Source organism: Streptomyces sp. HUAS ZL42, assembly GCF_040782645.1.
In the GTDB taxonomy this organism is placed as follows: Bacteria; Actinomycetota; Actinomycetes; order Streptomycetales; family Streptomycetaceae; genus Streptomyces.
Genome location: NZ_CP160403.1, coordinates 1,535,787 through 1,556,251, shown reverse-complemented (window position 1 = coordinate 1,556,251; position 20,465 = coordinate 1,535,787). Strand labels below are relative to the sequence as shown.

At 72.5% G+C, this 20,465-nt stretch carries 18 protein-coding genes and 2 pseudogenes; 10 read left to right on the top strand and 10 right to left on the bottom strand.

Annotated elements, in window-relative coordinates; genetic code table 11:
* Position 1: 1 nt before the first annotated feature.
* Both ABZO29_RS07315 and ABZO29_RS07310 read left to right on the top strand, forming a co-directional pair.
* On the top strand, positions 2-1,027 hold the full coding sequence (locus ABZO29_RS07315; protein WP_367319319.1) for an alpha-ketoacid dehydrogenase subunit beta: 1,026 nt from the start codon (positions 2-4) through the stop codon (positions 1,025-1,027).
* Positions 1,024-2,409 carry a dihydrolipoamide acetyltransferase family protein gene (locus ABZO29_RS07310; RefSeq protein WP_367319318.1) on the top strand — a complete coding sequence of 462 codons (1,386 nt, stop codon included), beginning with the start codon at positions 1,024-1,026 and terminating at the stop codon, positions 2,407-2,409. Before ABZO29_RS07315 ends, ABZO29_RS07310 begins: the two co-directional genes overlap by 4 nt.
* Before the next feature lie 22 nt (positions 2,410-2,431).
* On the opposite strand, the gene ABZO29_RS07305 is transcribed toward ABZO29_RS07310, so the two are convergent.
* Positions 2,432-3,037 (bottom strand): TetR/AcrR family transcriptional regulator, encoded by a 606-nt coding sequence (locus tag ABZO29_RS07305; protein WP_367319317.1) that lies wholly within the window; start codon positions 3,035-3,037, stop codon positions 2,432-2,434.
* A 144-nt stretch (positions 3,038-3,181) separates the two neighbouring features.
* On the opposite strand from ABZO29_RS07305, the gene ABZO29_RS07300 reads away from it, so the two are divergent.
* A complete protein-coding gene (locus ABZO29_RS07300; protein WP_367319316.1) occupies positions 3,182-3,844 on the top strand; it encodes a TetR/AcrR family transcriptional regulator in 663 nt (220 codons plus the stop codon).
* A gap of 6 nt (positions 3,845-3,850) precedes the next feature.
* Here the strand turns inward: ABZO29_RS07300 and ABZO29_RS07295 are convergent, their stop codons facing one another.
* From ABZO29_RS07295 to ABZO29_RS07265, 7 genes are all read right to left on the bottom strand, one after another.
* The gene (locus ABZO29_RS07295) at positions 3,851-4,555 is read right to left on the bottom strand and encodes an SDR family NAD(P)-dependent oxidoreductase (protein ID WP_367319315.1); all 705 of its coding nucleotides are present in this window, start codon (positions 4,553-4,555) and stop codon (positions 3,851-3,853) included.
* 17 nt (positions 4,556-4,572) lie between these two features.
* Complete coding sequence (locus ABZO29_RS07290) at positions 4,573-5,727, bottom strand: thiolase family protein (protein ID WP_367319314.1); 1,155 nt, start codon at positions 5,725-5,727, stop codon at positions 4,573-4,575.
* Complete coding sequence (locus tag ABZO29_RS07285; protein ID WP_367319313.1) at positions 5,724-6,158, bottom strand: Zn-ribbon domain-containing OB-fold protein; 435 nt, start codon at positions 6,156-6,158, stop codon at positions 5,724-5,726. Before ABZO29_RS07285 ends, ABZO29_RS07290 begins: the two co-directional genes overlap by 4 nt.
* A 20-nt stretch (positions 6,159-6,178) precedes the next feature.
* A complete protein-coding gene (locus ABZO29_RS07280) occupies positions 6,179-7,297 on the bottom strand; it encodes an acyl-CoA dehydrogenase family protein (protein WP_367319312.1) in 1,119 nt (372 codons plus the stop codon).
* Positions 7,294-9,888 (bottom strand): putative PEP-binding protein, encoded by a 2,595-nt coding sequence (locus tag ABZO29_RS07275; protein ID WP_367319311.1) that lies wholly within the window; start codon positions 9,886-9,888, stop codon positions 7,294-7,296. The genes ABZO29_RS07280 and ABZO29_RS07275 overlap by 4 nt, the downstream gene beginning before the upstream one ends.
* The gene (locus ABZO29_RS07270; protein WP_367319310.1) at positions 9,885-10,517 is read right to left on the bottom strand and encodes a hypothetical protein; all 633 of its coding nucleotides are present in this window, start codon (positions 10,515-10,517) and stop codon (positions 9,885-9,887) included. Before ABZO29_RS07270 ends, ABZO29_RS07275 begins: the two co-directional genes overlap by 4 nt.
* Before the next feature lie 94 nt (positions 10,518-10,611).
* Entirely contained in the window at positions 10,612-11,448 is an 837-nt protein-coding gene (locus ABZO29_RS07265; RefSeq protein ID WP_367319309.1) for an enoyl-CoA hydratase/isomerase family protein, read from the bottom strand.
* 119 nt (positions 11,449-11,567) lie between these two features.
* On the opposite strand from ABZO29_RS07265, the gene ABZO29_RS07260 reads away from it, so the two are divergent.
* The 5 genes and pseudogenes from ABZO29_RS07260 (at position 11,568) to ABZO29_RS07240 (ending at position 15,016) form a co-directional block, all read left to right on the top strand.
* Complete coding sequence (locus ABZO29_RS07260) at positions 11,568-12,779, top strand: acyl-CoA dehydrogenase family protein (protein WP_367319308.1); 1,212 nt, start codon at positions 11,568-11,570, stop codon at positions 12,777-12,779.
* Positions 12,780-13,163: 384 nt separating this feature from the next.
* A pseudogene (locus ABZO29_RS07255) lies at positions 13,164-13,382 on the top strand (cytochrome P450); the annotation flags it as partial.
* A 71-nt stretch (positions 13,383-13,453) separates the two neighbouring features.
* Positions 13,454-13,944: pseudogene (locus ABZO29_RS07250) on the top strand (nucleotidyl transferase AbiEii/AbiGii toxin family protein); the annotation flags it as partial.
* Between the two features lie 279 nt (positions 13,945-14,223).
* Entirely contained in the window at positions 14,224-14,643 is a 420-nt protein-coding gene (panD, locus tag ABZO29_RS07245) for an aspartate 1-decarboxylase (RefSeq protein WP_367319307.1), read from the top strand.
* A gap of 28 nt (positions 14,644-14,671) precedes the next feature.
* Positions 14,672-15,016, top strand: a complete 345-nt coding sequence (locus ABZO29_RS07240; protein ID WP_367319306.1) for a GNAT family N-acetyltransferase — start codon at positions 14,672-14,674, stop codon at positions 15,014-15,016.
* Positions 15,017-15,486: 470 nt separating this feature from the next.
* On the opposite strand, the gene gndA is transcribed toward ABZO29_RS07240, so the two are convergent.
* Positions 15,487-16,926, bottom strand: coding sequence for an NADP-dependent phosphogluconate dehydrogenase (gene gndA, locus ABZO29_RS07235; protein ID WP_367319305.1), 1,440 nt, complete (start codon positions 16,924-16,926; stop codon positions 15,487-15,489).
* Between the two features lie 280 nt (positions 16,927-17,206).
* Between gndA and ABZO29_RS07230 the strand changes: the two genes are divergently transcribed.
* The gene (locus tag ABZO29_RS07230) at positions 17,207-18,367 is read left to right on the top strand and encodes a transglycosylase family protein (RefSeq protein ID WP_367319304.1); all 1,161 of its coding nucleotides are present in this window, start codon (positions 17,207-17,209) and stop codon (positions 18,365-18,367) included.
* Here ABZO29_RS07230 and ABZO29_RS07225 read toward each other — a convergent pair.
* The gene (locus ABZO29_RS07225) at positions 18,357-19,451 is read right to left on the bottom strand and encodes a DMT family transporter (protein WP_367319303.1); all 1,095 of its coding nucleotides are present in this window, start codon (positions 19,449-19,451) and stop codon (positions 18,357-18,359) included. The two genes, ABZO29_RS07230 and ABZO29_RS07225, sit on opposite strands and share 11 nt — an antisense overlap.
* 209 nt (positions 19,452-19,660) lie before the next feature.
* On the opposite strand from ABZO29_RS07225, the gene ABZO29_RS07220 reads away from it, so the two are divergent.
* Positions 19,661-20,428, top strand: coding sequence for a (2Fe-2S)-binding protein (locus tag ABZO29_RS07220; RefSeq protein WP_367319302.1), 768 nt, complete (start codon positions 19,661-19,663; stop codon positions 20,426-20,428).
* Positions 20,429-20,465: the final 37 nt, after the last annotated feature.

Sequence of the window (20,465 nt, the reverse complement as noted above, 5' to 3'; positions counted from 1 at the left end):
CATGACTACCACCACCCAAGCGCCGGGTGTCCCCCCGGTCGCCGCCTCCCGCAAGCTGACCTACGTCAAGGCCTTCAACGAGGGTCTCGCGCAGGCCATGCGCGAGGACGAGAACGTCTTCGTCGCCGGCGAGGACGTGGCCGGATACGGCGGCGTCTTCCGCATGTTCGACAACCTGCTCGACGAGTTCGGCCCCCGCCGCATGATCGACACCCCGATCTCCGAAGCCGCACTGGTAGGCCTCGGCGTGGGAGCCGCCGCCCGGGGTCTGCGCCCCGTCGTCGACCTGATGTTCATGGACTTCATCGGCGTCTGCCTCGACCAGATCGTCAACCAGGCGGCGAAGATGAAGTACATGTTCGGCGGCGCGGTGTCCGTGCCGCTCACCATCACCACCGCCTCCGGGGCGGGTCTCGGCGCCGCGGCCCAGCACAGCCAGAGCCTGGAGGCCTGGCTGGCCCACGTGCCCGGCCTCAAGGTGGTGATGCCGTGCGACGCGTACACCGCCAAGGGCCTGACCGTCTCGGCCATCCGGGACGACAACCCGGTCGTCGTCATGCTCAACAAGGTCCTGCTCGGCAGCCCCGGCGAGGTGCCCGAGGAGATCTACGGCATCCCGCTGGGCCGGGCGCACACCGCCCGGCAGGGCTCCGACGTCACGGTGATCGCTCTCGGCCGCATGGTGGGAGAAGCCCTGGCGGCGGCCGACGAACTCGCGGCCGAGGGCGTGCAGATCGAAGTGATCGATCCCCGCACGGTGCAGCCGCTGGACACCGAGACGATGTTCGCCTCCGTCCGCCGCACCAACCGGGTGCTCGTGGTGCACGAGGCCGTCACCTTCGGCGGGCTCGGCGCGGAGATCGCCGCCCAGATCCAGGACGCCGTCTTCGACCACCTGGACGCGCCGGTCCTGCGCATCGGTGCCCCCTTCTCCCCGGTGCCCTTCTCGCCGGTCCTGGAGAAGGCGTACGTGCCCGATCGCGCCCGCATCGCCCAGGGCTGCCGGCGCCTGCTCGAAAGGTCGTGACCGACGTGGCGGTCGAGGTTCTGCTGCCGAAGATCGGCCTGACCATGCAGGAAGGCACGATCGACGAATGGCTGGTGCCCGCCGGCGCGGCCGTCGCGGAGGGCGACGCACTGCTGCGGCTGGCCACGGACAAGGTCGACGTGGACGTCGAGGCGGAGGCCGGGGGACGGTTCCACCCGGTGGTCCCGGCGGGCGCCACTGTCCCGGCCGGGGCCCTCATCGGCTGGCTGCTGGCCGAGGGCGAGCAGCCGCCCCGGGCGGCGGGTGCGCTGACGCCCAGCGCGGATACGGCTGCCGTGGCTCCCCTCAACGGCGGCGGTGCGGCCCCCCACGCCGGCGGTGCTGCCGTGGCGTCATCCGTCAGCGGCACCGGTGACCGGCTTCTCTCCTCGCCGAACGCCCGCAGGGTCGCCGCGGCCGCCGGCGTCGCCCTCACCGCCGTACGCGGCACGGGGCCGGGCGGCCGGATCGTGTCCGAGGACGTGGAGGACTTCCTCGCGGCCCGTCCCGGCGAACTCGTCGCACACGTCCCGGCGGGCGGTGTTCCCTCCTCGCCGCTGGTACGCAAGCTGGCGAAGGAGCGGGGCATCGACCTCGCCGACGTGAACGGCACCGGGCCGGGCGGCCGGATCCGCCGGTCCGACCTCGCCGCCGTCGCTCCGCCGCCTCCCCGCCGGGACGCGGCCCCTCAGCCCGGCGACGTCCTCCCGCTCACCGGAATGCGCGGCACCATTGCCCGCAGGATGCACGCCAGCCTCCAGGAGATGGCACAGCTGACGCACGGCTACGAGGTGCGGATGGACGCCGTGGTGTCCCTGCGGGACCGGCTCAAGGAGGAGTGGGCCGACAGCGAACTGCCGGTGCCCACCGTCAACGACTTCCTGCTGAAGGCCGCCGCCCTGGCCCTGCGCGAGCACCCGCTGCTCAACGCGACGGTGCGGGGGGACGGTATCCATCTGCTCGACGGCGTCCACATGGGCTTCGCCGTGGCCGTCCCGGGCGGACTCATGGTCCCCGTGATCGAGGACGCGGTGGCGCTGCCGCTGCCCGAGATCGCCCGCCGGTCGCGGTCCCTGGCCCAGGCCGCCCGCGAGGGGCGGATCTCCCCGGCGCAGCTGGAAGGGGCCACCTTCACCGTCACCTCGCTCGGTGGGTACGGCGTCGACTTCTTCACCCCCGTGATCAATCCCGGCAATGTCGCGATCCTCGGGGTGGGCAGGCTCAGGGACGGTGTCGAGTGGGTGGACGACCGGCCCCTGCGGACGCGGGTGCTCACCCTGAGCCTCACCTTCGACCACCGCGCCGTCGACGGAGCACCCGCCGCCGAATATCTGCGCACGGTGGGGGAGTTGCTGCGCAAGCCCCTCCGCCTGCTGGTGTGAGCCGAGGCCGCAGGTCCAAGACCTATCGGGCGGGGTCGGCGATCCGCTCGGCGAGATCGCCGACCTCGCGGACGAAGAAGCGGTGTCCCAGCGACCGGTAGACGTCGTCGCCCCGGACCTGCGAGATCGCCGCGGTCTCCAGCAGCGCCAGCAGGCCCAGGCCGATCACCGCCGCCTCGGCGTCGGAGACGGACTCGCGGGCCTTGCGGATCAGCCGCACCAGCTCGTTCAGCGACTCTGTTCGGCTCTCCTGGCGCAGCGTCTCCGCTTCCTGGCTCATGCCGGCCGACGACACGAAGAACACGGTGGCGGCGGACCGGTGTTCGCCCAGCCAGGCCAGCAGTGCGGTGACCGCCGCCCCCACGTCCGAACCGGGCTCATGGGCGTCCGTGAGCGCCTCCAGCTGCTCGCGCAGCGCGGCGGCGAACGCCCGCATCGCTTCCGCCAGGACCTGGTCCTTGGAGGAGAAGTGGTAGTACACCGCCGCCGAGGTCATCTCCGCACGAGCGGCGATGTCGGCCACCGTCACCTCGTCCGGCGGCTGGGTGGCGAACAACTCCGTGGCCGCCTCGATCACCCACTGCTTGCGCGACGGACGGTGAGCGGCGCGGGTTCCGGATGTCGTCATGGTGTCAAGTATGCCGTGATCTCGGCGCTCCAGAGGCGCGCAAGCAGCAGGAATTATGCGGACGGGTGGTTGGAGTTACTGGATAGAATCGTCAGTACTCAGGGACCGAGGACGCGGCGTTCACGGCAGCCGGCAGGGAGCATCATGGCCACCACGAAGAACGGCAAGCAGCCCGCCCACCGACCCTCGCGGCGGCAGCACATCATCACCGCCGCCGTGCGGGTGTTCGGCCGCAACGGATTCGCGGAGACCAGTATTCAGGACATCGCGGACGAGGCCCAGGTGGTTTCCACGGCCGTCTACTACCACTTCGACGGCAAGGATGAGCTGCTCGAACTCGCCATGCGCCGGGTCTTCGACCAGCTGAACGAGGTCGTGGAGGCGGCCCGGCCGGCGTCCGAGCCAGGTGATGCGGAGGGCCTGGTCCGGGTCATCGACGCCGTGTGGGACTGGGTGGAGCAGAACCCGGACGAGGCCCGTCTGTACCAGGTCCAGATCGCCTCCGCCAGCGGCAACGTGAAGGTGCTGCGGGACGAGTTCGAACAGCGCCACATCCAGCGCGGCTACGACTATCTGCCCGAGGGCACCACACGCAGCCCCCGGGCGGCGAAGGCCCGGCACGCCGCACAGGCGCTCGCGGTCCGTACGCTGATCAGTACGACCATGCTCGTCACCGCGCTGCGGGCGCAGGGAGGACCACTGTCCCAGCTGCCCTCCCGGTCCGTACTGGAGGCGGTCAGGGCGCTGGCGCTGCGCATCGTCGCCGCCGAGCAGAAGCCGGCGGAGCAGGCCGGGTCACGCACCTGACGCGGTTCACCAGGGCAGTGGCCTGCGGTCGGCGAACAGCCCGCCCGTCGTCCCGTCGCCCTCGGGAAGGGTCGCCAGCCAGACCGGGGTGTCCGCGCCCTCCTCCGGGCCGCGCGGGGCGGACGGGCCGCCCATACCGCTGCGGGTCCAGCCGGGGTCGCCGGCGTTGACCAGGACTCCCGTGCCGGCCAACTCGGCCGCGAGCATACGGGTCAGGGCGTTGAGCGCCGTCTTGGAGATCCGGTAGGCGGGGTGCCGGCCGGAGTCCATCAGCGCCAGCGAACCGTACGAGCTGGTGACGTTCACGACCCGGCCGTAGCCGGCTTCCACCATGCCCGGGACGACGGCCTCCGTCACGCGCCAGGCGCCGGTGAGGTTGGTGTCCAATGTGGCGTGCAGAATGTCCTCGTCGAGGTACGGGGGCCGCAGCTCCCCGTCCAGAGACACTCCCGCGTTGTTCACCAGGACGTCGACCCCGCCGGTCAGCTCCCGGGCCTCCCGGACCGCCGCGGTGACGCTCTTCGCGGAGGTCACGTCCAGGGCCAGCGGCAAGGCCGCCCCGCCGATGGCTCGGCACGCCTCCTCGGCCGCCGCCGGTTTTCGCGCCCCGATGAGGACCCGCAGCCCCCGGTCCGCGAGCTGTCGGCCGATCTCCAGACCGATTCCGCTTGCCCCGCCGGTCACCAGTGCGGTTCTGTCGCCGTGCCGCATGGCTTGCTCACCGCCTTTCACACCGTCAGGACCGAGCACGCGCTGATCCCGGGCGCCCCGTACACATGGGTGAAGCCCACCCGGGGAGCGCCCGGCACCTGCGCACCGGGCGCCCGGCCCTGCAACTGCCGTACGACCTCATGGAACTGACGCAACCCCGAGGCGCCGACGGGCTCCCCGCCGGCCAGGCAGCCGCCGTCGGTGTTGACCGGTATGCGGCCCGCGGGACCGGTGGCCCCGGACGCCAGCAGGTCCTCCTGCTCGCCGTGACCGCTCAGCCCGGTCTCCGCCAGGTGGATCAGCTCCGAGCCGCTGTCGGTGTCCTGCAACTGGGCGACCTGTACGTCCGCGGGCCGCACCCCCGCCGTGCGGAAGGCCGCCTGAGCGGCGTCGACGCTGGGGCTGTGGTGCGGTCCCGGCGGCAGCCAGGGCGAGAACACCTCGAACGAACCGAACCGCCGGGTCCGGAGGGCCAGCGACGCCAGCCTGACCGGCCGTTCGCACAGATCGAACGCACGGTCGCCGAGGGCGAGCACCAGCGCCGCCGCGCCCTGTCCGGGCGAACAGAACATGTACTGGGTGAGCGGGGGACTGACCTCGGCGGAGTCCAGTATCTCCCGCTCCGTCAGCGGCTTGCGCCGCCAGGCCAGGGGGTGCTGCGAGCCGTTGCGGAAGGCTCGCGCGGCGACCATCGCCAGTGCATGCTCCGAGATCCCGTGCTCGTACAGGTACCGCTGGGTCTTCAGCGCGAAGAACTGGGTCGTGAGCATCATGCCGGTCTCGGCGTACCAGTCGCCCAGGCCGTAGCGGGCGGCGGAGACGTGGAACGCGCCCCGCTCGTGCTTGTCGAACCCCACCGCCAGTCCCAGGGACGCCTCGCCCGCCCGCAGCGCGCTGGCCACCGCGAGCACGGTGGATGCACCCGTCGCGCAGCCGTTCTGCACGTTGACGAACGGCAGTCCGGTCAGGCCCAGACGGCCCACCAGGGTGTCGGGCTTGCCGGACACGTCGGAGCCGCCGGCCGCGTAGCCGATGTCCTGCCAGGCGACGCCGGCGTCGGCCAGCGCCTCGCGTACCGCACGCTCGGCCATGTCCATTGCGCTGAGGCTCTCGTCGCGCCCGAAGGGATGCATGCCGCATCCGACCACGTACACGTCGTCGGGCCGGCTCATCGCTCCCCGTCCCGCTCCGGGCGGAACCCGAAGGTCACCACCTCGGTTCCGTCCTCGTCCCGGTACGCGGGCACCGTGGTGAGCCGGACCGGCAGCCCGATCCGGATCTCCGCGCGGGGCACCGCCAGCCGCGCTTCGACCAGCACCTCACCGAGGTCCACATAGCCGACGTGATAGGGCCGGTGGCCGCCTGACGGCGCCCGGTACGGCGGCTTCGGCGGGAACGACTGAAGCGTCCATGACCACACGCGCCCGCTCACCGGCAGCACCCGCACCGACATCACCCCGTCCGGACACCTGGGGCACGAGTCCTGCCTTGGGAAGACGACGGTGCCGCACCCGGAGCAGCGGGCGCCCGCGAGACGCGGTGATTCTCCGTCGCCGAAGTCCCGGTTCTCGAACAACGACTCGTCGATGAGCCTCGTGGTCATGTCCCGTCCCTCCTTCCACGTCACCAGCCCAGCAGCCCGGCCAGCCGTTCCCGATGGTGTGCGGCGCCGCCCAGTAGCACGGCGTCGGACTGGGCACGCCGGAAGTACAGGTGCGCGTCGTGCTCCCAGGTGAAGCCCATCCCGCCGTGGAACTGCACGCACTCGGCGGCGACGGAGACGAACGCCTCGCCGCACCACGCCTGTGCCACCGCCGCCGCCTCGGCCAGCGCCTGAGGCGAGCCGTCCGCCCGGACCGCGCGCACCACGGCCGACCGTGCGGCCTCGACCTGGAGCAGCATGTCGGCGCAGGCGTGCTTGACCGCCTGGAAGCCTCCGATCGCCCTGCCGAACTGGGTACGGTCGCGCACATGGGCCACCGTCATGTCCAAGGCCGCCTGCGCTCCGCCCAGTTGCTCGGCGGCGAGAGCCACCAGGGCCACGTCCAGGGCGCGGGAGACGATGTCCGCCCCCTCGCCGCCGACGGTCAGCGGCCGGGCCCGGGCACCGCAGAAGGTGACCACCGCCTGGCCCCGGCTGAGATCCAGGGTGGGTACCCGGCGCACCGTCACTCCCGGCTCACGCGGGTCGGCCAGGAACAGGTCGACGCCATCCGTGCCGGCCGCGGCCACCACCAGCGCCCGGGCGTCGGCGCCGTCGAGGACGAACGGCGCCGTGCCGTTCAGCAGGGGGACGCTGCCCTGCCAGGAGGCGGCCACCGGCACGGCGTCGGCCCGCCAGGTTCCGTCGGGAGCGGCCACCGCCAGGGCATGCACGGTGCCCTCGGCCAGCTCGGCCAGCGCCTTGCCGTCCGTACCGCACGCGGCCAGCACCTGCCCGGCCAGCACGGTGGAGGACAGCAGCGGTACCGGTGCCAGTGTCCTGCCCAACTCCTCGCAGACGGCGGCGATCTCGGCGAGGCCGCCGATGCCTCCCGCCGATTCGGGCAGGCCGAGGGCCGCGAGACCGACCTGCCGGCCGAGGGTGTCCCACAAGCCGGCGTCGATGCCGGGGGCCTCCTCGGACAGCCGGCGCACCGCGGCGGTGCCGCCGGCGTCCGCGCACACCGAGCGAACGGTCTCGCGCAGGTCTTCCAGCTCGGTGTCCGACAGGATCGTGCCGTCGGTGACGGTGCTCGTCATCGTGCGCTCCCGCTCTCGTCACGCCGCTCCCGCAGGGCACTGTGCGCGGCCGCCATCCGGGCCACCGGCACGCGGTGCGCGGAACAGGACACGTAGTCGAGGCCGAGGTCGTCGCAGAACGCGATCGATTCCGGATCCCCACCGTGCTCACCGCACACGCCCAGCTTGATACCGGGCCGCACGCCCCGTGCCCGCTCGGCCGCCAGGCCGATCAGGGTGCCCACCCCGTGCGGGTCGAGCCGGGCGAACGGGCTGGCGGTCAGGAACCCGCGTTCCTGGTAGGAGGCGAGCACCTGCCGCTCGACGTCGTCCCGGGAGAAGCCGTAGGTGAGCTGAGTGAGGTCGTTGGTGCCGAAGGAGAAGAACTCGGCGTGCTCGGCGAGTTCGCCGGCCAGCAGCGCGGCCCGCGGGGTCTCGATCATCGTGCCGAGCCGGTACGGGACCTCCACCCCGGTGCGGGCGGCGACGGCGCCGGCGGCACCGCGTACGTACGCGGCCGCGGCCGCCAGTTCCTCCGGCAGGCTGACGAGCGGGATCATCACCTCCAGCTCCGGCCGGACTCCGGTGGCGGCGACATCGGCCCAGGCGGTGAAGAGCGCCTCGGCCTGCGCCGGGTAGAGCCTCTCGTGCAGCAGTGCCAGCCGCACACCGCGCAGCCCGAGCATCGGGTTCGCCTCGCGCAGCGCGGCGGCCCGCTGCTCCTCGGCCGCGTCCATGGCGTGCCCGGGCGCGGGCAGGAACTCGTGCAGCGGGGCATCCAGCAGGCGCACGGTCACCGGGCGGTTCCCGATCGCGCTCAGCAGCGCGTGGAAGTCCTCGCGCTGGGCGCGCTCCAGCGCCAGCAGCGCCTCGTCGCGGGCGGTCGGGTCGGCGGCCAGGAGCACCCGGCGGATCAGCGGCAGCCGTTCGCCGAGGAACTGGTGTTCCGTACGGCACAGCCCGACACCCTCCGCGCCCAGGGCCAGGGCCGTGTCCACCTCGGCGGCGGTGTCGGCGTTGACCCGCACGCCCAGCCGGCGCGCGCCGTCCGCCCACTCCAGCAAGGTGGACAGTTCCGGGGGCGGCCCGGCCACACTGACGCTCAGCGTCCCCGCGTACACGGCGCCGGTACGGCCGTCCAGGGAGACCTGGTCGCCCTCCCGCACCACCCGCTCCCCGAAGCGCACCGTCCCGGCGGCCAGGTCCACGCGCAGCCCCTCGGCGCCGCACACCGCCGGCTTGCCGGCGCCCCGCGCCACCACGGCGGCATGCGAGGCGATGCCGCCACTGCCGGTCAGCACGGCGGCGGAGGCCAGCATCCCGGGGACGTCCGCCGGGGTCGTCTCGGCGGCCACGAGCACCACCCGGGTGCCGTCCGCCGCCAGTTCCAGGGCACGTTCACTGGACAGCACGACCGCTCCGGTCGCCGCCCCCGGGGACGCGGGCAGTCCCCTCACCAGGAGCTCCTCCCCACCGGTCAACCGGAGTCGGGGGTGCAGCAGTTCCTGCACCTGCGCGGGCGTGACCCGCCGTACGGCCTCCTCGCGGCCGAGCGCCCCGTCCCGGGCCAGGTCCGCGGCCAGACACACCGACGCCCGGAGCGGCGGGCGGGCCTGTGCCGAGGCGGCGAGCAGGGAGATCTCGTCGTCGCGCACCTCGAAGTCGACCGACACCGGCGCACGCAGATGCCGCTCCAGGGTGAGCAGGGCGTGCTCCAGCAGAGCGGCACCGCCCGCCAGCCGGTCCAGCGGCTCGCCGGTGTGCGGCGGCGGGGCGCTGCGGCGCACCCCCCGGAAGAAGGAGCCCCGGGGGGAGAGGCGCCCGGTCTCGGGGTCGCGGCTGACCGCCGTGCCGTAGCCCGAGTGGTCCGCCGGGCCGATGCGCAGCGCCTGCACATGCAGGGCGACGGCAAGGTCGGCTGGGAGCCGCTGGGCTCGGCGGGACCTTCTCGCACGCGGCGAGTCCCAGCGGCCGAGGAGGGCGCGAGCGGCCAGCGCGAGTTGCTGCGCCGGGTCGTCGGGGAAGGGCCGGGAGCCGTGTTCCGCCGCCAGGGAGAGGAGCACCTCCACCCGTGCCCGCGGCGCGGGCGTGTCCAGGAGGGCGTCGTCGAGCAGCGCGCCGGGCACGTCGAGGGCGTACTCGGCGATCACGCGTACGGTGCCGGCCCACACCTCGTGCAGCGCGTCCGCACGCCCGATGAGGGCGCACAGGTCGTCGGCCCGGGCGGGAGTGACGCCGAGACAGGCCAGGTCGGGCGGCAGTCCGGCGATCTCCGTCGGCGCGCTCGCCGACAGGCGCAGCAGCAGCGGCCGGGCCGGATCCCCGATGCGCCGCCCCGAGAGCTGCTCGACCAGGTCCACGGCGGCTTCGGCGGTGGCGGTATCGCGCAGCGACGCGGCGGCGCCTGCTGGCACGGTGAGCCCGGGCACGACCGGCAGGCCGAGGGCCACCAGCCGGTCCATCGCCGCGCCGTGCGCGCCCAGTTCGTCGGCGTCGAGGCCCCGGGTCCGCCCCTGCCCGTAGGGCACCAGGAGCCGACCCGGGGTCCCGGACGGCGCGAGGGGCACCCCGGACTGTGCGAGCGGGTCCGCCTCGCGGTCGGTGACGCTCAACCCCGGCTCCTGGTGACCAGTTCCTCTTCGCGGGCCTCGTCCTCGGCCCTGCTGATTCCCAGCACGAGCAACAGTTCCTGGTGCAGCCGCATCCACACGGTGTGGTACGAGTCGCACAGCGGCGAGGCGAGCCACTCCGGCGCGCCGTCGTCGAAGCGGTCGAGGGCCTCCTCCAGGGCCGTCAGGTAGCGTCCGCTGCCCGCGAGCACCCGGTCCAGTCTGCGCAGGACGGGCTGGATGGCCTCGTGCACGTCTTCCAGCGACTCGCGCACCTCGGCGTCGTAGGCGTCGTCGGAGTGGTCGTTGGCGGTGCCGTCGGGACGGCACTGCCATGCCGTGCAGACGTCGCGGATCTTGCGGTTGACCGGCAGGAACGCCTCGTAGGCCGCGGTGATCCGCTCCTCCTGGTCGGAGCCCGCGGGGACGCGCAGGATCCGCGCGGCGGCGGTCTTGGCGCGCTCGGTCGGCAGCACCACCGGCCCCTTCACCGACGCCAGCCCGGCGTCGACCAGTGGACCGTGCTCGGACTCCGGCCGACCGCGCCACATTCCACGCAGAACGAGGTCGACGACGGCTTCGGTGAGAGGCTCGTCGGATGCGTCCGGAAGGTCCACGGCAGCAGATTGCATCGCCACACCTTTTCCCCGGTTCTGTGGTGACCGGTTCCTCGGTTCTGTGTTGCCCGGAGGTTACGCCTCGGCGGGCCCGTTAGTGAAGAGGAACTCAAGAAACACTTTCCGATTCCCTGGCCTCGGCCCGGCTGTCGCCCGCCCTCGGGCGGCCCCCCGCGGCGAGGAACGACGCCATGCGGTCCTGTGCCTCCCGGCCGCCCGCCAGGACGGCGATCAGCCGCGCCTCTTCGGCGAGGTGGTGGCGCAACTCCTCGCCGGTTCCGGCGCGCAGCAGGCCCTTCGCGGCTTGCAGCGCGCCACCGGCGCCGGCGGCCAGACCGGCCGCGGTCCGATGCGCCGCGTCGTCCAGTTCCTCGTCGTCCACCGACCGGGAGACCAGGCCCCACCGTTCGGCGTCGTCGCCGGTCAGGACCCGATTGGTCAGGATCAGGTCCGCCGCCCTTCGGGGGCCCACGAGGCGTGGCAGGAGCCACGATGCCCCGCAGTCCGGCGTGAGCCCGACTGCCGTGTACGCCAGCCGGAACCGAGCGGACCGGGCGGCCAGGACGATGTCCCCCACGAGGGCGAGCCCGACCCCGCCGCCCGCGGCCGCGCCGCGCACGGCGGTCACCAACGGCACCGGCAGTTCGTGCAGGGCCTGTATCGCGGCGTGCGCGGCGCCGGCCACGGCGTGCACGTACGCGCCGGTGTTCGCACCGCGACCGGCGAATGCCCGCAGGTCGCCGCCCACGCAGAAGCTGCCGCCCGTCGCCCGCAGCAGGACCGCGCCGCCCGGGTCCGCGGCCACCTCCAAGGCCGTGTCCCGCAGCGCCTCGGCCGTCCTCAGATCCAGGGCGTTGCCCCGACCGGGATCGTCCAGCCTCAGCTCCGTCACTCCGTCGGGATGGCGGACGATCCGGACCGGCTCGGTGCTCACGGGGAGGTTCATGGCGTTTCTCCTGTCGTCTTCCCGTCGCCGGGTGCTTCCCGGCAAGATACTGAAGACGCTATACAGTTTCTAGGATGCGACGGGCGCCGATGCCCGTACGCCCGTCGGCGGGAGGTCCCGTGCCCATCCAGTTCGATGTCGATCCGACCGTCGCTCAACTCGCCGCGGCCACCGCCGAGTTCGTGCGCGAGGTGGTCATTCCGGCCGAGCGTCAGTGCGGCGGGTCCGTGCACGACGCCCCCGAGGCACTGCGGGAAACTCTGCAGAAGGCCGCCCGCGACGCGGGGGTGTTCGCTCCGCACGTACCGACGCGGTGGGGCGGACACGGGCTCGACATGCGAGGGCAGGCGGTGGTGTTCGAAGCGGCGGGATACTCGCTGCTCGGACCGCTGGCGCTGAACTGCGCGGCCCCGGACGAGGGAAACATGCACCTGCTGGAGAAGGTGGCCACCGAAGAGCAGAAGCAGAGGTATCTGCGTCCGCTCGCCGCGGGCGGGACGCGGTCCTGCTTCGCCATGACCGAACCGGCTCCGGGAGCGGGTGCCGATCCCCGCTCCCTGCGGACCACCGCGACCCGGGTGCCCGGCGGCTGGCGCATCGACGGGCGCAAGTGGTTCATCACCGGTGCCCAAGGAGCGGGCTTCGCCATCGTCATGGCCCGGACCTCAGGTGGCCCCGGCGACCCGGGCGGCGCCACCATGTTCCTGGTCGACGCCGGCACCCCCGGCATGAGCATCGTCCGGACCATCGAGACCCTGGACGAGTCGCTCTTCGCCGGGCACAGCGAGATCGTCTTCGAGGGGTGCGTGGTGGGGGAGGAGCAGGTGCTCGGCGCGGTGGACCGCGGCTTCGAAGGCGCCCAGGTCCGGCTCGGTCCCGCCCGGACGACCCACTGCATGCGCTGGCTGGGGGCCGCCCGCCGTGCTCAGGACGTCGCGCTGGAGCGGGCGGGCAGCCGGATGGCGTTCGGCTCGGCGCTGGGCGACCTCGGTATGGTCCAGCAGATGCTGGCCGACTCCGAGATCGACATCGAGGCGAGCCGCGCCCTGATCCTGCGTACCGCCTGGGAGCTGGACACCGGCTCCGCCGCCGCTGCTCAGCTCACCTCGGTGTCCAAGACCTTCGTGGCGGAGGCGGTGAACCGGGTGGTCGACCGGGCGGTGCAGATCTGCGGAGCGCTCGGCGTCTCGGCCGCCGACGCCCCGCTGGCCCGCCTCTTCAGGGAGGTGCGGCCGTTCCGGATCTACGACGGCCCGTCGGAGACGCACCGTTTCGCCATAGCGCGCCGCGCGCTGCGGCCCTATCGGCAGCCGGGTGCCGCCGACGGCTGATCGTTCCGGCCCTGTGGGTGCCACTGACCTCGCCGAGGTACCAGATGGAGCCCTCGCGGCCGTGCCCGCAGCCGGCGCAGCCCGCCTGACGACGTGTCACGGAAGTCGGCAACGGGTCGGTCTGAGTTTGGCGACGCGGACTCGGTGTCCGTGGCCGGGGCTGTGGTCGGCTCCGTCGAGTCCGTCGCCGTGCCTGAAGAGGCCGGCTACGACACGCAGGACGACGTGATCGAGCGCCTTCGCCTTGTGCAGGTCAAGCGCGAGACTCCCGGCGACGACGTGACCACTCGTGCGGTCGAGGTGGACGAGGGGGTCATCACCGACCAGGACGCCGCCGACCTGGGCGCCTTCTTGCTGTTCGCCGGGCACGAGACGACGGCGAACATGATCGCGCTGAGCACTGTCACGCTGCTGCGCCACCCCGATCAGATCCCGCACATCCTGGGCGGACCGGACCAGGTCGCGAACGCGGTTGAGGAGCTCCTGCGCTACCTGTCCATCGTGCACGGCGGGCTGCGCCGCACTGCCGTCGATGACGTCACCATCGGCGGCGTGACCATCCGCGCGGGCGAGGGCGTGATCATTTTCTTCCACGTCGCCAACCGCGACCCGGAAATCCTCATCGCTCCCGACGACCTCGACCTGGAGCGTGTCAATGTCCGCCAGCACCTGGCCTCGTCGCCTCCCTCACAACCGGCCTCGCCGCGCGCGGCTGGCGGACCACGCATGTCCAGACCGACCCTCTCAGCGGCCGGTTCCTCGTCACCGACCCGGACACCGGCGAGGAGTGTGAAGTGGACGTCCTCAAGGAGGCATTCTGGGCCCCACCTGCCCAGACCCCCTACGGCCCTGTCCTCTCCCTCGACGACGTCATCGGCACCAAGGTCCGCGCCCTCGCCGACCGCGGCACCGTCCGCGACCTCATCGACGTTCAGGCCGCCTCCCGCCACCGCTCCATCGCCGACCTCGAATCCCTCGGCCGCCGCCGCGCCCACGACGAGTTCAGTCTTGAAGACCTCCGCGACCGGCTCACCGGCGCGGACTGGTATGAGGACGAGGACTACGCCGCGTACGGGCTCACCTCCCGCCAGATCGAAGAGCTCAAGACGTGGGCGCTGGAGGGGCGGAGGACCTGGCAGCGCGGATCCACGACGAGAACGCCTGACAAGAGGCGGTACCTCACTCCAGTCGGCGTGATCATGGGCTGGTCGTGGTGTCGATGGCTCGCCCCGGACGGTCTTGCAGGCGGGCTGGTAGGGGGCGAAGTCCCAGTGGTCGGCCAGGGCAGCGATCTGATGGTCCGTTGGAAAAGTCAGCAAGAGGTCAGTGTGAGCTCTGGAACACCAGGGGACAGCTGACCGGACATGCGAATCGTTGTACGCTCCGGAGACCGCCCTTGACCTGCAAAAAGCGGGCAGGGAGCAGACAGATCGGGAGTTTCTCCATGCTGCGCACCATGTTCAAGTCCAAGATCCACCGCGCCACCGTCACCCAGGCCGACCTGCACTACGTGGGATCCGTGACCATCGACGCGGACCTGCTCGACGCCGCCGACCTGCTGCCCGGCGAGCTCGTCCACATCGTCGACATCACCAACGGCGCCCGCCTGGAGACGTATGTCATCGAGGGCGAGCGCGGCTCGGGCGTCGTCGGTATCAACGGTGCCGCCGCCCACCTCGTCCACCCAGGCGACCTGGTGATCATCATCAGCTACGCTCAGGTCACCGACGCCGAGGCGCGGGCGCTGAAGCCGCGCGTCGTGCACGTGGACCGCGCCAACCGGATCGTGGACCTGGGGTCGGACCCCTCGGAGCCGGTGCCGGGTTCGGACCAGGAGCGCAGCCCGCAGGCCGTACCGGCCTGATCCACTCACCCGGACCAGGAGCGTGCCCATGAGCGACATCGAGATCCGCGACGACCGGTCGGCGGGCCGCCTGGAGGCCCTCGGGGGAGACGAAGTCGTCGGCCACATCGAGTACTTCGTCCTGGACTCCCCGGAGCGGGCTCTCGTTCCCGTGCACACCATCGTGGAACCGGCCCACGAGGGAAAGGGCATCGCGGGCTCGCTGGCGCGCGAGCTGTACGCCGTCGCCGCGCGCGAGGGCGTCCCGGTGGCCCCGCTGTGCCCGTACGTCACGAAGTGGGCCGAGCGCCACCCGGAGGAGGCCCCGGCCGCCGACCCCGAACTGCTCAGGGCGGCGAAGGACTGGCTGGTGGCCCACCCCGGTCGATTCTGACCCGCGCACCCTCCTGGTCCACCTGGCCTCGCGCCTCGACACCGGCGGGTGAGTGGCGGCGCGGGCGCCGGGTACGCGGGGGAGTAGTCCAGAGCCAAGGTTCACCGACCGGCCGGAGGACATCATGACCAACCCGTACCCCGACCCCGTGCCGCCGGGGCCGACGCCGGGCCCGGATCCCCAGCACCCCGAGCCGCACCCCGACCCGGTCCCGACGCCTCAACCACCCCCGGCCCCCGAACCGACCCCGCCGCCGGAGCCGCCGCCGAGCCCCGGTCCCCGCCCCGTCCCGGAACCCTCCCCGTCCCCGATCCCACCGGGCCCGGAGCCGGTACCGAACCCCGAACCGGGACCGCCGCTCACCGGCATCTGAGCCCACGAGGCCGAAGAGGCTGGAAACGCCGAAGAGGCCGACAAGACGACGGTGGGCGCCCGTTCAGGCACCCACCGTCGTTCCGTACGCCCGACCGCTAGGCCGACACCTCCGACCGGTCCCCGCCCCACAGCGTGTGGAACGCCCCGTCCCGGTCGACGCGCCGGTACGTGTGCGCACCGAAGAAGTCCCGCTGCCCCTGCGTGAGCGCCGCCGGCAGGCGCTCCGAACGCAGGCCGTCGTAGTAGGCGAGGGCCGCTGCGAAGCCCGGCGTCGGGACGCCCTGGCGGGTGGCCGCGATCAGGACCTCGCGCCAGTCGTCCTGGGCCGCGGCGATCTCCTGCGCGAACGTCTCGTCGGACAGCAGGCTCGGCAGGTCCTGCCGGGCGTCGTACGCCGCGCGGATGCGGTCGAGGAAGGCGGCGCGGATGATGCAGCCGCCGCGCCAGATCGAGGAGACGGCGCCGAGGTCGATGTCCCAGCCGTACTCCTCGCTGCCCGCGGCGATCTCGTGGAAGCCCTGCGTGTACGACACGATCTTCGAGGCGTACAGCGCCTGTTCCACCCGGTCGGCGAAGGCCCCGGCCTCGGAGGCGCTCAGCGGCTGCGCCTTCGGCCCGGCCAGCCCGCGCGAGGCATCCCGCAGCGCCGCGTGGCCGGAGAGGGAACGCGCGAAGACCGCCTCCGCGATGCCCGACACCGGAACGCCCAGGTCCAGCGCGATCTGGACCGTCCAGCGGCCGGTGCCCTTCTGCTCCGCCTGGTCGACCACCACGTCCACGAACGGCCTGCCCGTCGCCGCGTCCACGTGCGACAGCACCTCGGCCGTGATCTCGATCAGGTAGGAGTCCAGGCGGCCCGTGTTCCACGTCCGGAAGATCTCCGCGATCTGCGCGGGCTCGTACCCGGCGACGTCGCGCAGCAGCTGGTAGGCCTCGCCGATCAGCTGCATGTCGGCGTACTCGATGCCGTTGTGGACCATCTTCACGAAGTGCCCTGCCCCGTCGGGCCCGACGTGCGTCACGCAGGGCGCGCCGTCCGCCGCCTTCGCGGAGATCTTCTCCAGCATGGGGCCGAGGGATTCGTACGACTCCTTCGAGCCGCCCGGCATGATGCTCGGCCCGTTGAGCGCGCCCTCCTCGCCGCCGGAGATGCCGGTGCCGACGAAGTGGATGCCCTGCTCGCGCAGCTCGCGCTCGCGGCGCCGGGTGTCCGCGAAGTGCGCGTTGCCACCGTCGATGATCATGTCGCCGGGTTCGAGCAGCGGGGCGAACTCCTGGATCACCGCGTCGGTCGGGTCACCGGCCTTCACCATGATGACCAGACGCCGCGGCCGCTCCAGCGCCGCCACGAACTCCTTGGCGGTCTCGGCCGCGACGAAATCGCCCTCGTGCCCGAACTCCTCGATCAGCGCGTGCATGCGCGCCGCCGTCCGGTTGTGCACCGCGACCGTGTAGCCGTTGCGGGCGAAGTTGCGGGCGAGGTTGCTGCCCATGACCGCGAGACCCGTGACGCCGATCTGCGCTGAAGTGCTCATACCGTTGGCTCCTATAGATCCTGGAAGCGTGGTGCCGGTTCCTGCCCGCCAGTATTGCTGCTGCGGCCATCCTGACTTGCCGGTACGCCGACCGCGCGTCCGGGGTGTGTCGACATTGCGTACGCAGATACGCACGGAAGGCCCCACCCGCCTCAGCCGTTCCCCAACTGCGGTTCACACGGGGTCGTTCGAGAGCCAGGGCGGCCGATTGCCGTCTTGTCATGGCCTGTTCGGCCCGCTTACTTTTGGCCCTCCTGACGCATGTCGAGGGGGCTCCGATATGGCCGTACGCGGCCGGCACCGCCGGTATCAGCCGAACAGGATCAACCGTGCCTCGCTCACCGTGACGGCGGGCGGCGCCGGTATGGCGATCCCGCTCATCGGCACCGGCGCAGCCCACGCGGCCGACGTGGACACCTGGGACAAGGTCGCCGCGTGCGAGTCGAGCAACGACTGGAACATCAACACCGGCAACGGGTACTACGGCGGACTGCAGTTCACCCGGTCCACCTGGGAGGCGTACGGCGGCACCGAGTACGCGCCCCGCGCGGATCTGGCCACCAAGGACCAGCAGATCGCCGTGGCGGAGAAGGTGCTGGACGGACAGGGGCCGGGTGCCTGGCCGGTCTGCTCGGTACGGGCCGGACTGTCCCGGGGCGGCGACACCCCAGACCTCCACCCGAACGGTACGCCGGCGAAGTCCGCGAAGAGCTCCCTGCAGGACGTGCAGCCGCAGACCACGCCCCAGTCGCGGGCGGGCACCGCCGAGATGTACACGGTCGTCCGCGGCGACACCCTCTCCGGCATCGCCGACGCCCAGGACGTCCGCGGCGGCTGGCAGCGCCTCTACGCCGCCAACCGGACGACCATCGGAGCGGACCCCGACCTGATCCTGCCGGGCCAGCGGCTGAGACTGCGCGCCGAGGCGGCCACGACCACGACCCGGAGCAGTGCCCAGACCGGCACGGCGAGGACCTCCTCGAGCACCGGAAAGGCCACCGGGAAGGCCACCGAGGAGAAGGCGACGACGACCGGCCACATCCTCGTCGCCCCCGTCAACGCCCCCACCGGTACGCCCTACCACGCCGCGGGCTCCTCCTGGTCGAAGGGCTACCACACCGGCGTCGACTTCCCCGTGCCCACCGGCACCGCCGTGCAGGCGGTCGCGGCGGGCAAGGTCGTCAGCGCCGGCTGGGGCGGCTCCTTCGGCTACCAGGTGGTGATCCGGCACGCCGACGGCCGGTACACCCAGTACGCGCACCTGTCCGCGATCTCCGTGAAGAGCGGGCAGACGGTCGACGGCGGCCGGCGCATCGGCCGCTCCGGCTCCACGGGCAACAGCACGGGCCCGCATCTGCACTTCGAGGTGCGGACGGGGCCCGGTTTCGGTACCGACGTCGACCCGCTGGCCTACCTGCGGCGCGGCGGGGTCAGGATTTGACGCGCGTCCGGTGCCGGTCGAGGACGGGCCGGGGGAAGACGTACGGGCCGCCGTAGAAGGGGCCGTAGACGGGCACCAGTACGTCGTCGTAGCCGGAGCCCTCGGCGTCGTACGCACCCTCCAGGGCCGGGACGGGCGCGGGGACGAACACCTCCTCGCGCACCACCTCGCGCGCCGGGGCGACGGGCCGCTCGGGAAGCACGGCGCGGAGTTCCTCGGCGGCCACCGGCTCGGCTGCCGCCGCCTCCTCGGACGTACGGGTGATCCGCTCGGTGGTGAGCAGGATCAGGCCACCCGCCGCGACCACGCCGCAGCTCAGCGCGAGGGCGGTGCCCGTGGTGCCGTAGCGGAACGTCTCGCCGAACATCGTGATGCCGACCGCGGCCGCCACCACCGGGTTCACCACCGTCAGCGTGGCCAGCGGGGCCGCCAGCCCGGCGCCCCGGTAGGAGGCCTGCGACAGCAGCATGCCGGCCGTGGCGAAGACGCCTATCACGGCCAGGGACGGGACATCCGCCGCCGAGACCCCGTTGGTCCAGTCGACGGCGACCGTCTTCGTGAACACCGAGGACATGCCGAAGGCTATGCCGGAGGCGGTCGCGAGCAGCATGCTGCGCACCGCCGGGTGCCGGTGCGCCGCCCGGCCCGCGATCATCAGGGTCACGACCACGCTGCCGGTCACCACGGCCACGGCCACGCGCTGGGCCGTGTCCAGGGACTGCGCCTCCGACGCGGCGACCAGGGACAGCAGGCCCGCGAGACCCACCGTCGCCATGATCGCGCCCCGCCAGGCGGTCGCCCCGGCCCTGCGGCCGACGAACAGCGCCGCCATGGGCAGAGCGAACACGATGGTCAGTGCGCCCAGGGGCTGGACCAGGCTGAGGGGGCCGTAGGCGAGCGCCACCACGTGCAGCAGGCCGCCGACACCGTTGAGTGCGACCGCCGCCCACCAGCCCGGCCGGCGCAGCGGTGCGTACTGCTCGTCGGGATGGGACACCGCGACCTGCTCCTGCACGATCGCCCCGGCCGCGTAAGCGACGGCGGAGACGAGCGACAGAAGCACGGACAACGCGAGGGCGCTCATGAGCTGCTCCTCTGCGTGAAGCCGGGGCCCGGGGCCCGGCGCGGCGAACGGTCGGCTGTCATAACCAACACGATGCCCTCTCGCGCTGTTCCCGTCGTCGTCCCTGAGCAGGCAATGGGTCCTACTGCCGATGGAGTACGACGGGACCGGTGTCCTCCCTCAGGTGGGTGACGACGGGACAGACCACCTGATCGCGGGTCCTACCGGCCTTGGTACTACTTCTGGTCGTGGACCTCGACCCCGATCTCGCCGCGCTCCGCCCTCTCGGCGGCTTCTTCGCCCTGCGCACGGTCCTACGCGGGGCAGGAGCGCCGCACGCGACACTGCCGACACTGGCTGCGACCTACGCGAACAGAACATCGGATGTTTATGGAAATTCTCTGACTTTTCGTGTCGACAAGGTGGCGGACAGCCTGCGGGCCCCGGAGGCGCGGATCGCGGCCTCCGTCGCGCACCAGGCCCTCGCGGCCCGGCTGTGGTCGGCGACGCTCGGCTGTGCCGTCCTGTACGGGCGGATTCCCGACCTCGACCCGCGGCTGGTGCGCTGGAACCCGGGCGCGGGTGCTCCCGACGATCTGTGGCTGACCGAGGTGCGCCCGCTGCCCGGGGACGCGGCGACGGTGGCCGAGGTGGTGCTGGACGGCCACCTCCTGCCGCTGACGGCGGCCCTGCGCGCCTCGTACCGCGTCGCCGAGGGCCTGCTGTGGGGCAACGCGGCCTCCGCTCTCGCGGGCGGCGCGCGGGAACTGGACCGCTGGGCGCGGGCGCACGGCCGTACCGAGGCCGGTGCCAAGGCACGAACCCTCGCCGCCGAGCTCCTCGAGCACCCTCTGCTCGCGGCGACCGGCACCCTTGCCGGCACCGCCTTCCGGCGGCGCAGCTGCTGCCTGTACTACCGGGTACCCGGGGGAGGCGTCTGCGGCGACTGTTGCTTCACACGACCCCCGCGCTCTTCCCCGCACGCCGCTTCTGGGTGACCATGAAGGGAACCAGCCATTGAGATCAGGGGGTCCG

Excerpts from the sequence above, each read along its gene's own strand:
- ABZO29_RS07285 (WP_367319313.1), bottom strand. The coding sequence starts at position 6,158 with ATGACCACGAGGCTCATCGACGAGTCGTTGTTCGAGAACCGGGACTTC.
- ABZO29_RS07300 (WP_367319316.1), top strand. The coding sequence starts at position 3,182 with ATGGCCACCACGAAGAACGGCAAGCAGCCCGCCCACCGACCCTCGCGG.
- ABZO29_RS07270 (WP_367319310.1), bottom strand. The coding sequence starts at position 10,517 with ATGCAATCTGCTGCCGTGGACCTTCCGGACGCATCCGACGAGCCTCTC.
- ABZO29_RS07305 (WP_367319317.1), bottom strand. The coding sequence starts at position 3,037 with ATGACGACATCCGGAACCCGCGCCGCTCACCGTCCGTCGCGCAAGCAG.
- ABZO29_RS07280 (WP_367319312.1), bottom strand. The coding sequence starts at position 7,297 with ATGACGAGCACCGTCACCGACGGCACGATCCTGTCGGACACCGAGCTG.
- ABZO29_RS07295 (WP_367319315.1), bottom strand. The coding sequence starts at position 4,555 with ATGCGGCACGGCGACAGAACCGCACTGGTGACCGGCGGGGCAAGCGGA.
- ABZO29_RS07290 (WP_367319314.1), bottom strand. The coding sequence starts at position 5,727 with ATGAGCCGGCCCGACGACGTGTACGTGGTCGGATGCGGCATGCATCCC.
- ABZO29_RS07225 (WP_367319303.1), bottom strand. The coding sequence starts at position 19,451 with ATGAGCGCCCTCGCGTTGTCCGTGCTTCTGTCGCTCGTCTCCGCCGTC.
- ABZO29_RS07315 (WP_367319319.1), top strand. The coding sequence starts at position 2 with ATGACTACCACCACCCAAGCGCCGGGTGTCCCCCCGGTCGCCGCCTCC.
- panD (WP_367319307.1), top strand. The coding sequence starts at position 14,224 with ATGCTGCGCACCATGTTCAAGTCCAAGATCCACCGCGCCACCGTCACC.
- gndA (WP_367319305.1), bottom strand. The coding sequence starts at position 16,926 with ATGAGCACTTCAGCGCAGATCGGCGTCACGGGTCTCGCGGTCATGGGC.
- ABZO29_RS07230 (WP_367319304.1), top strand. The coding sequence starts at position 17,207 with ATGGCCGTACGCGGCCGGCACCGCCGGTATCAGCCGAACAGGATCAAC.
- ABZO29_RS07240 (WP_367319306.1), top strand. The coding sequence starts at position 14,672 with ATGAGCGACATCGAGATCCGCGACGACCGGTCGGCGGGCCGCCTGGAG.
- ABZO29_RS07265 (WP_367319309.1), bottom strand. The coding sequence starts at position 11,448 with ATGAACCTCCCCGTGAGCACCGAGCCGGTCCGGATCGTCCGCCATCCC.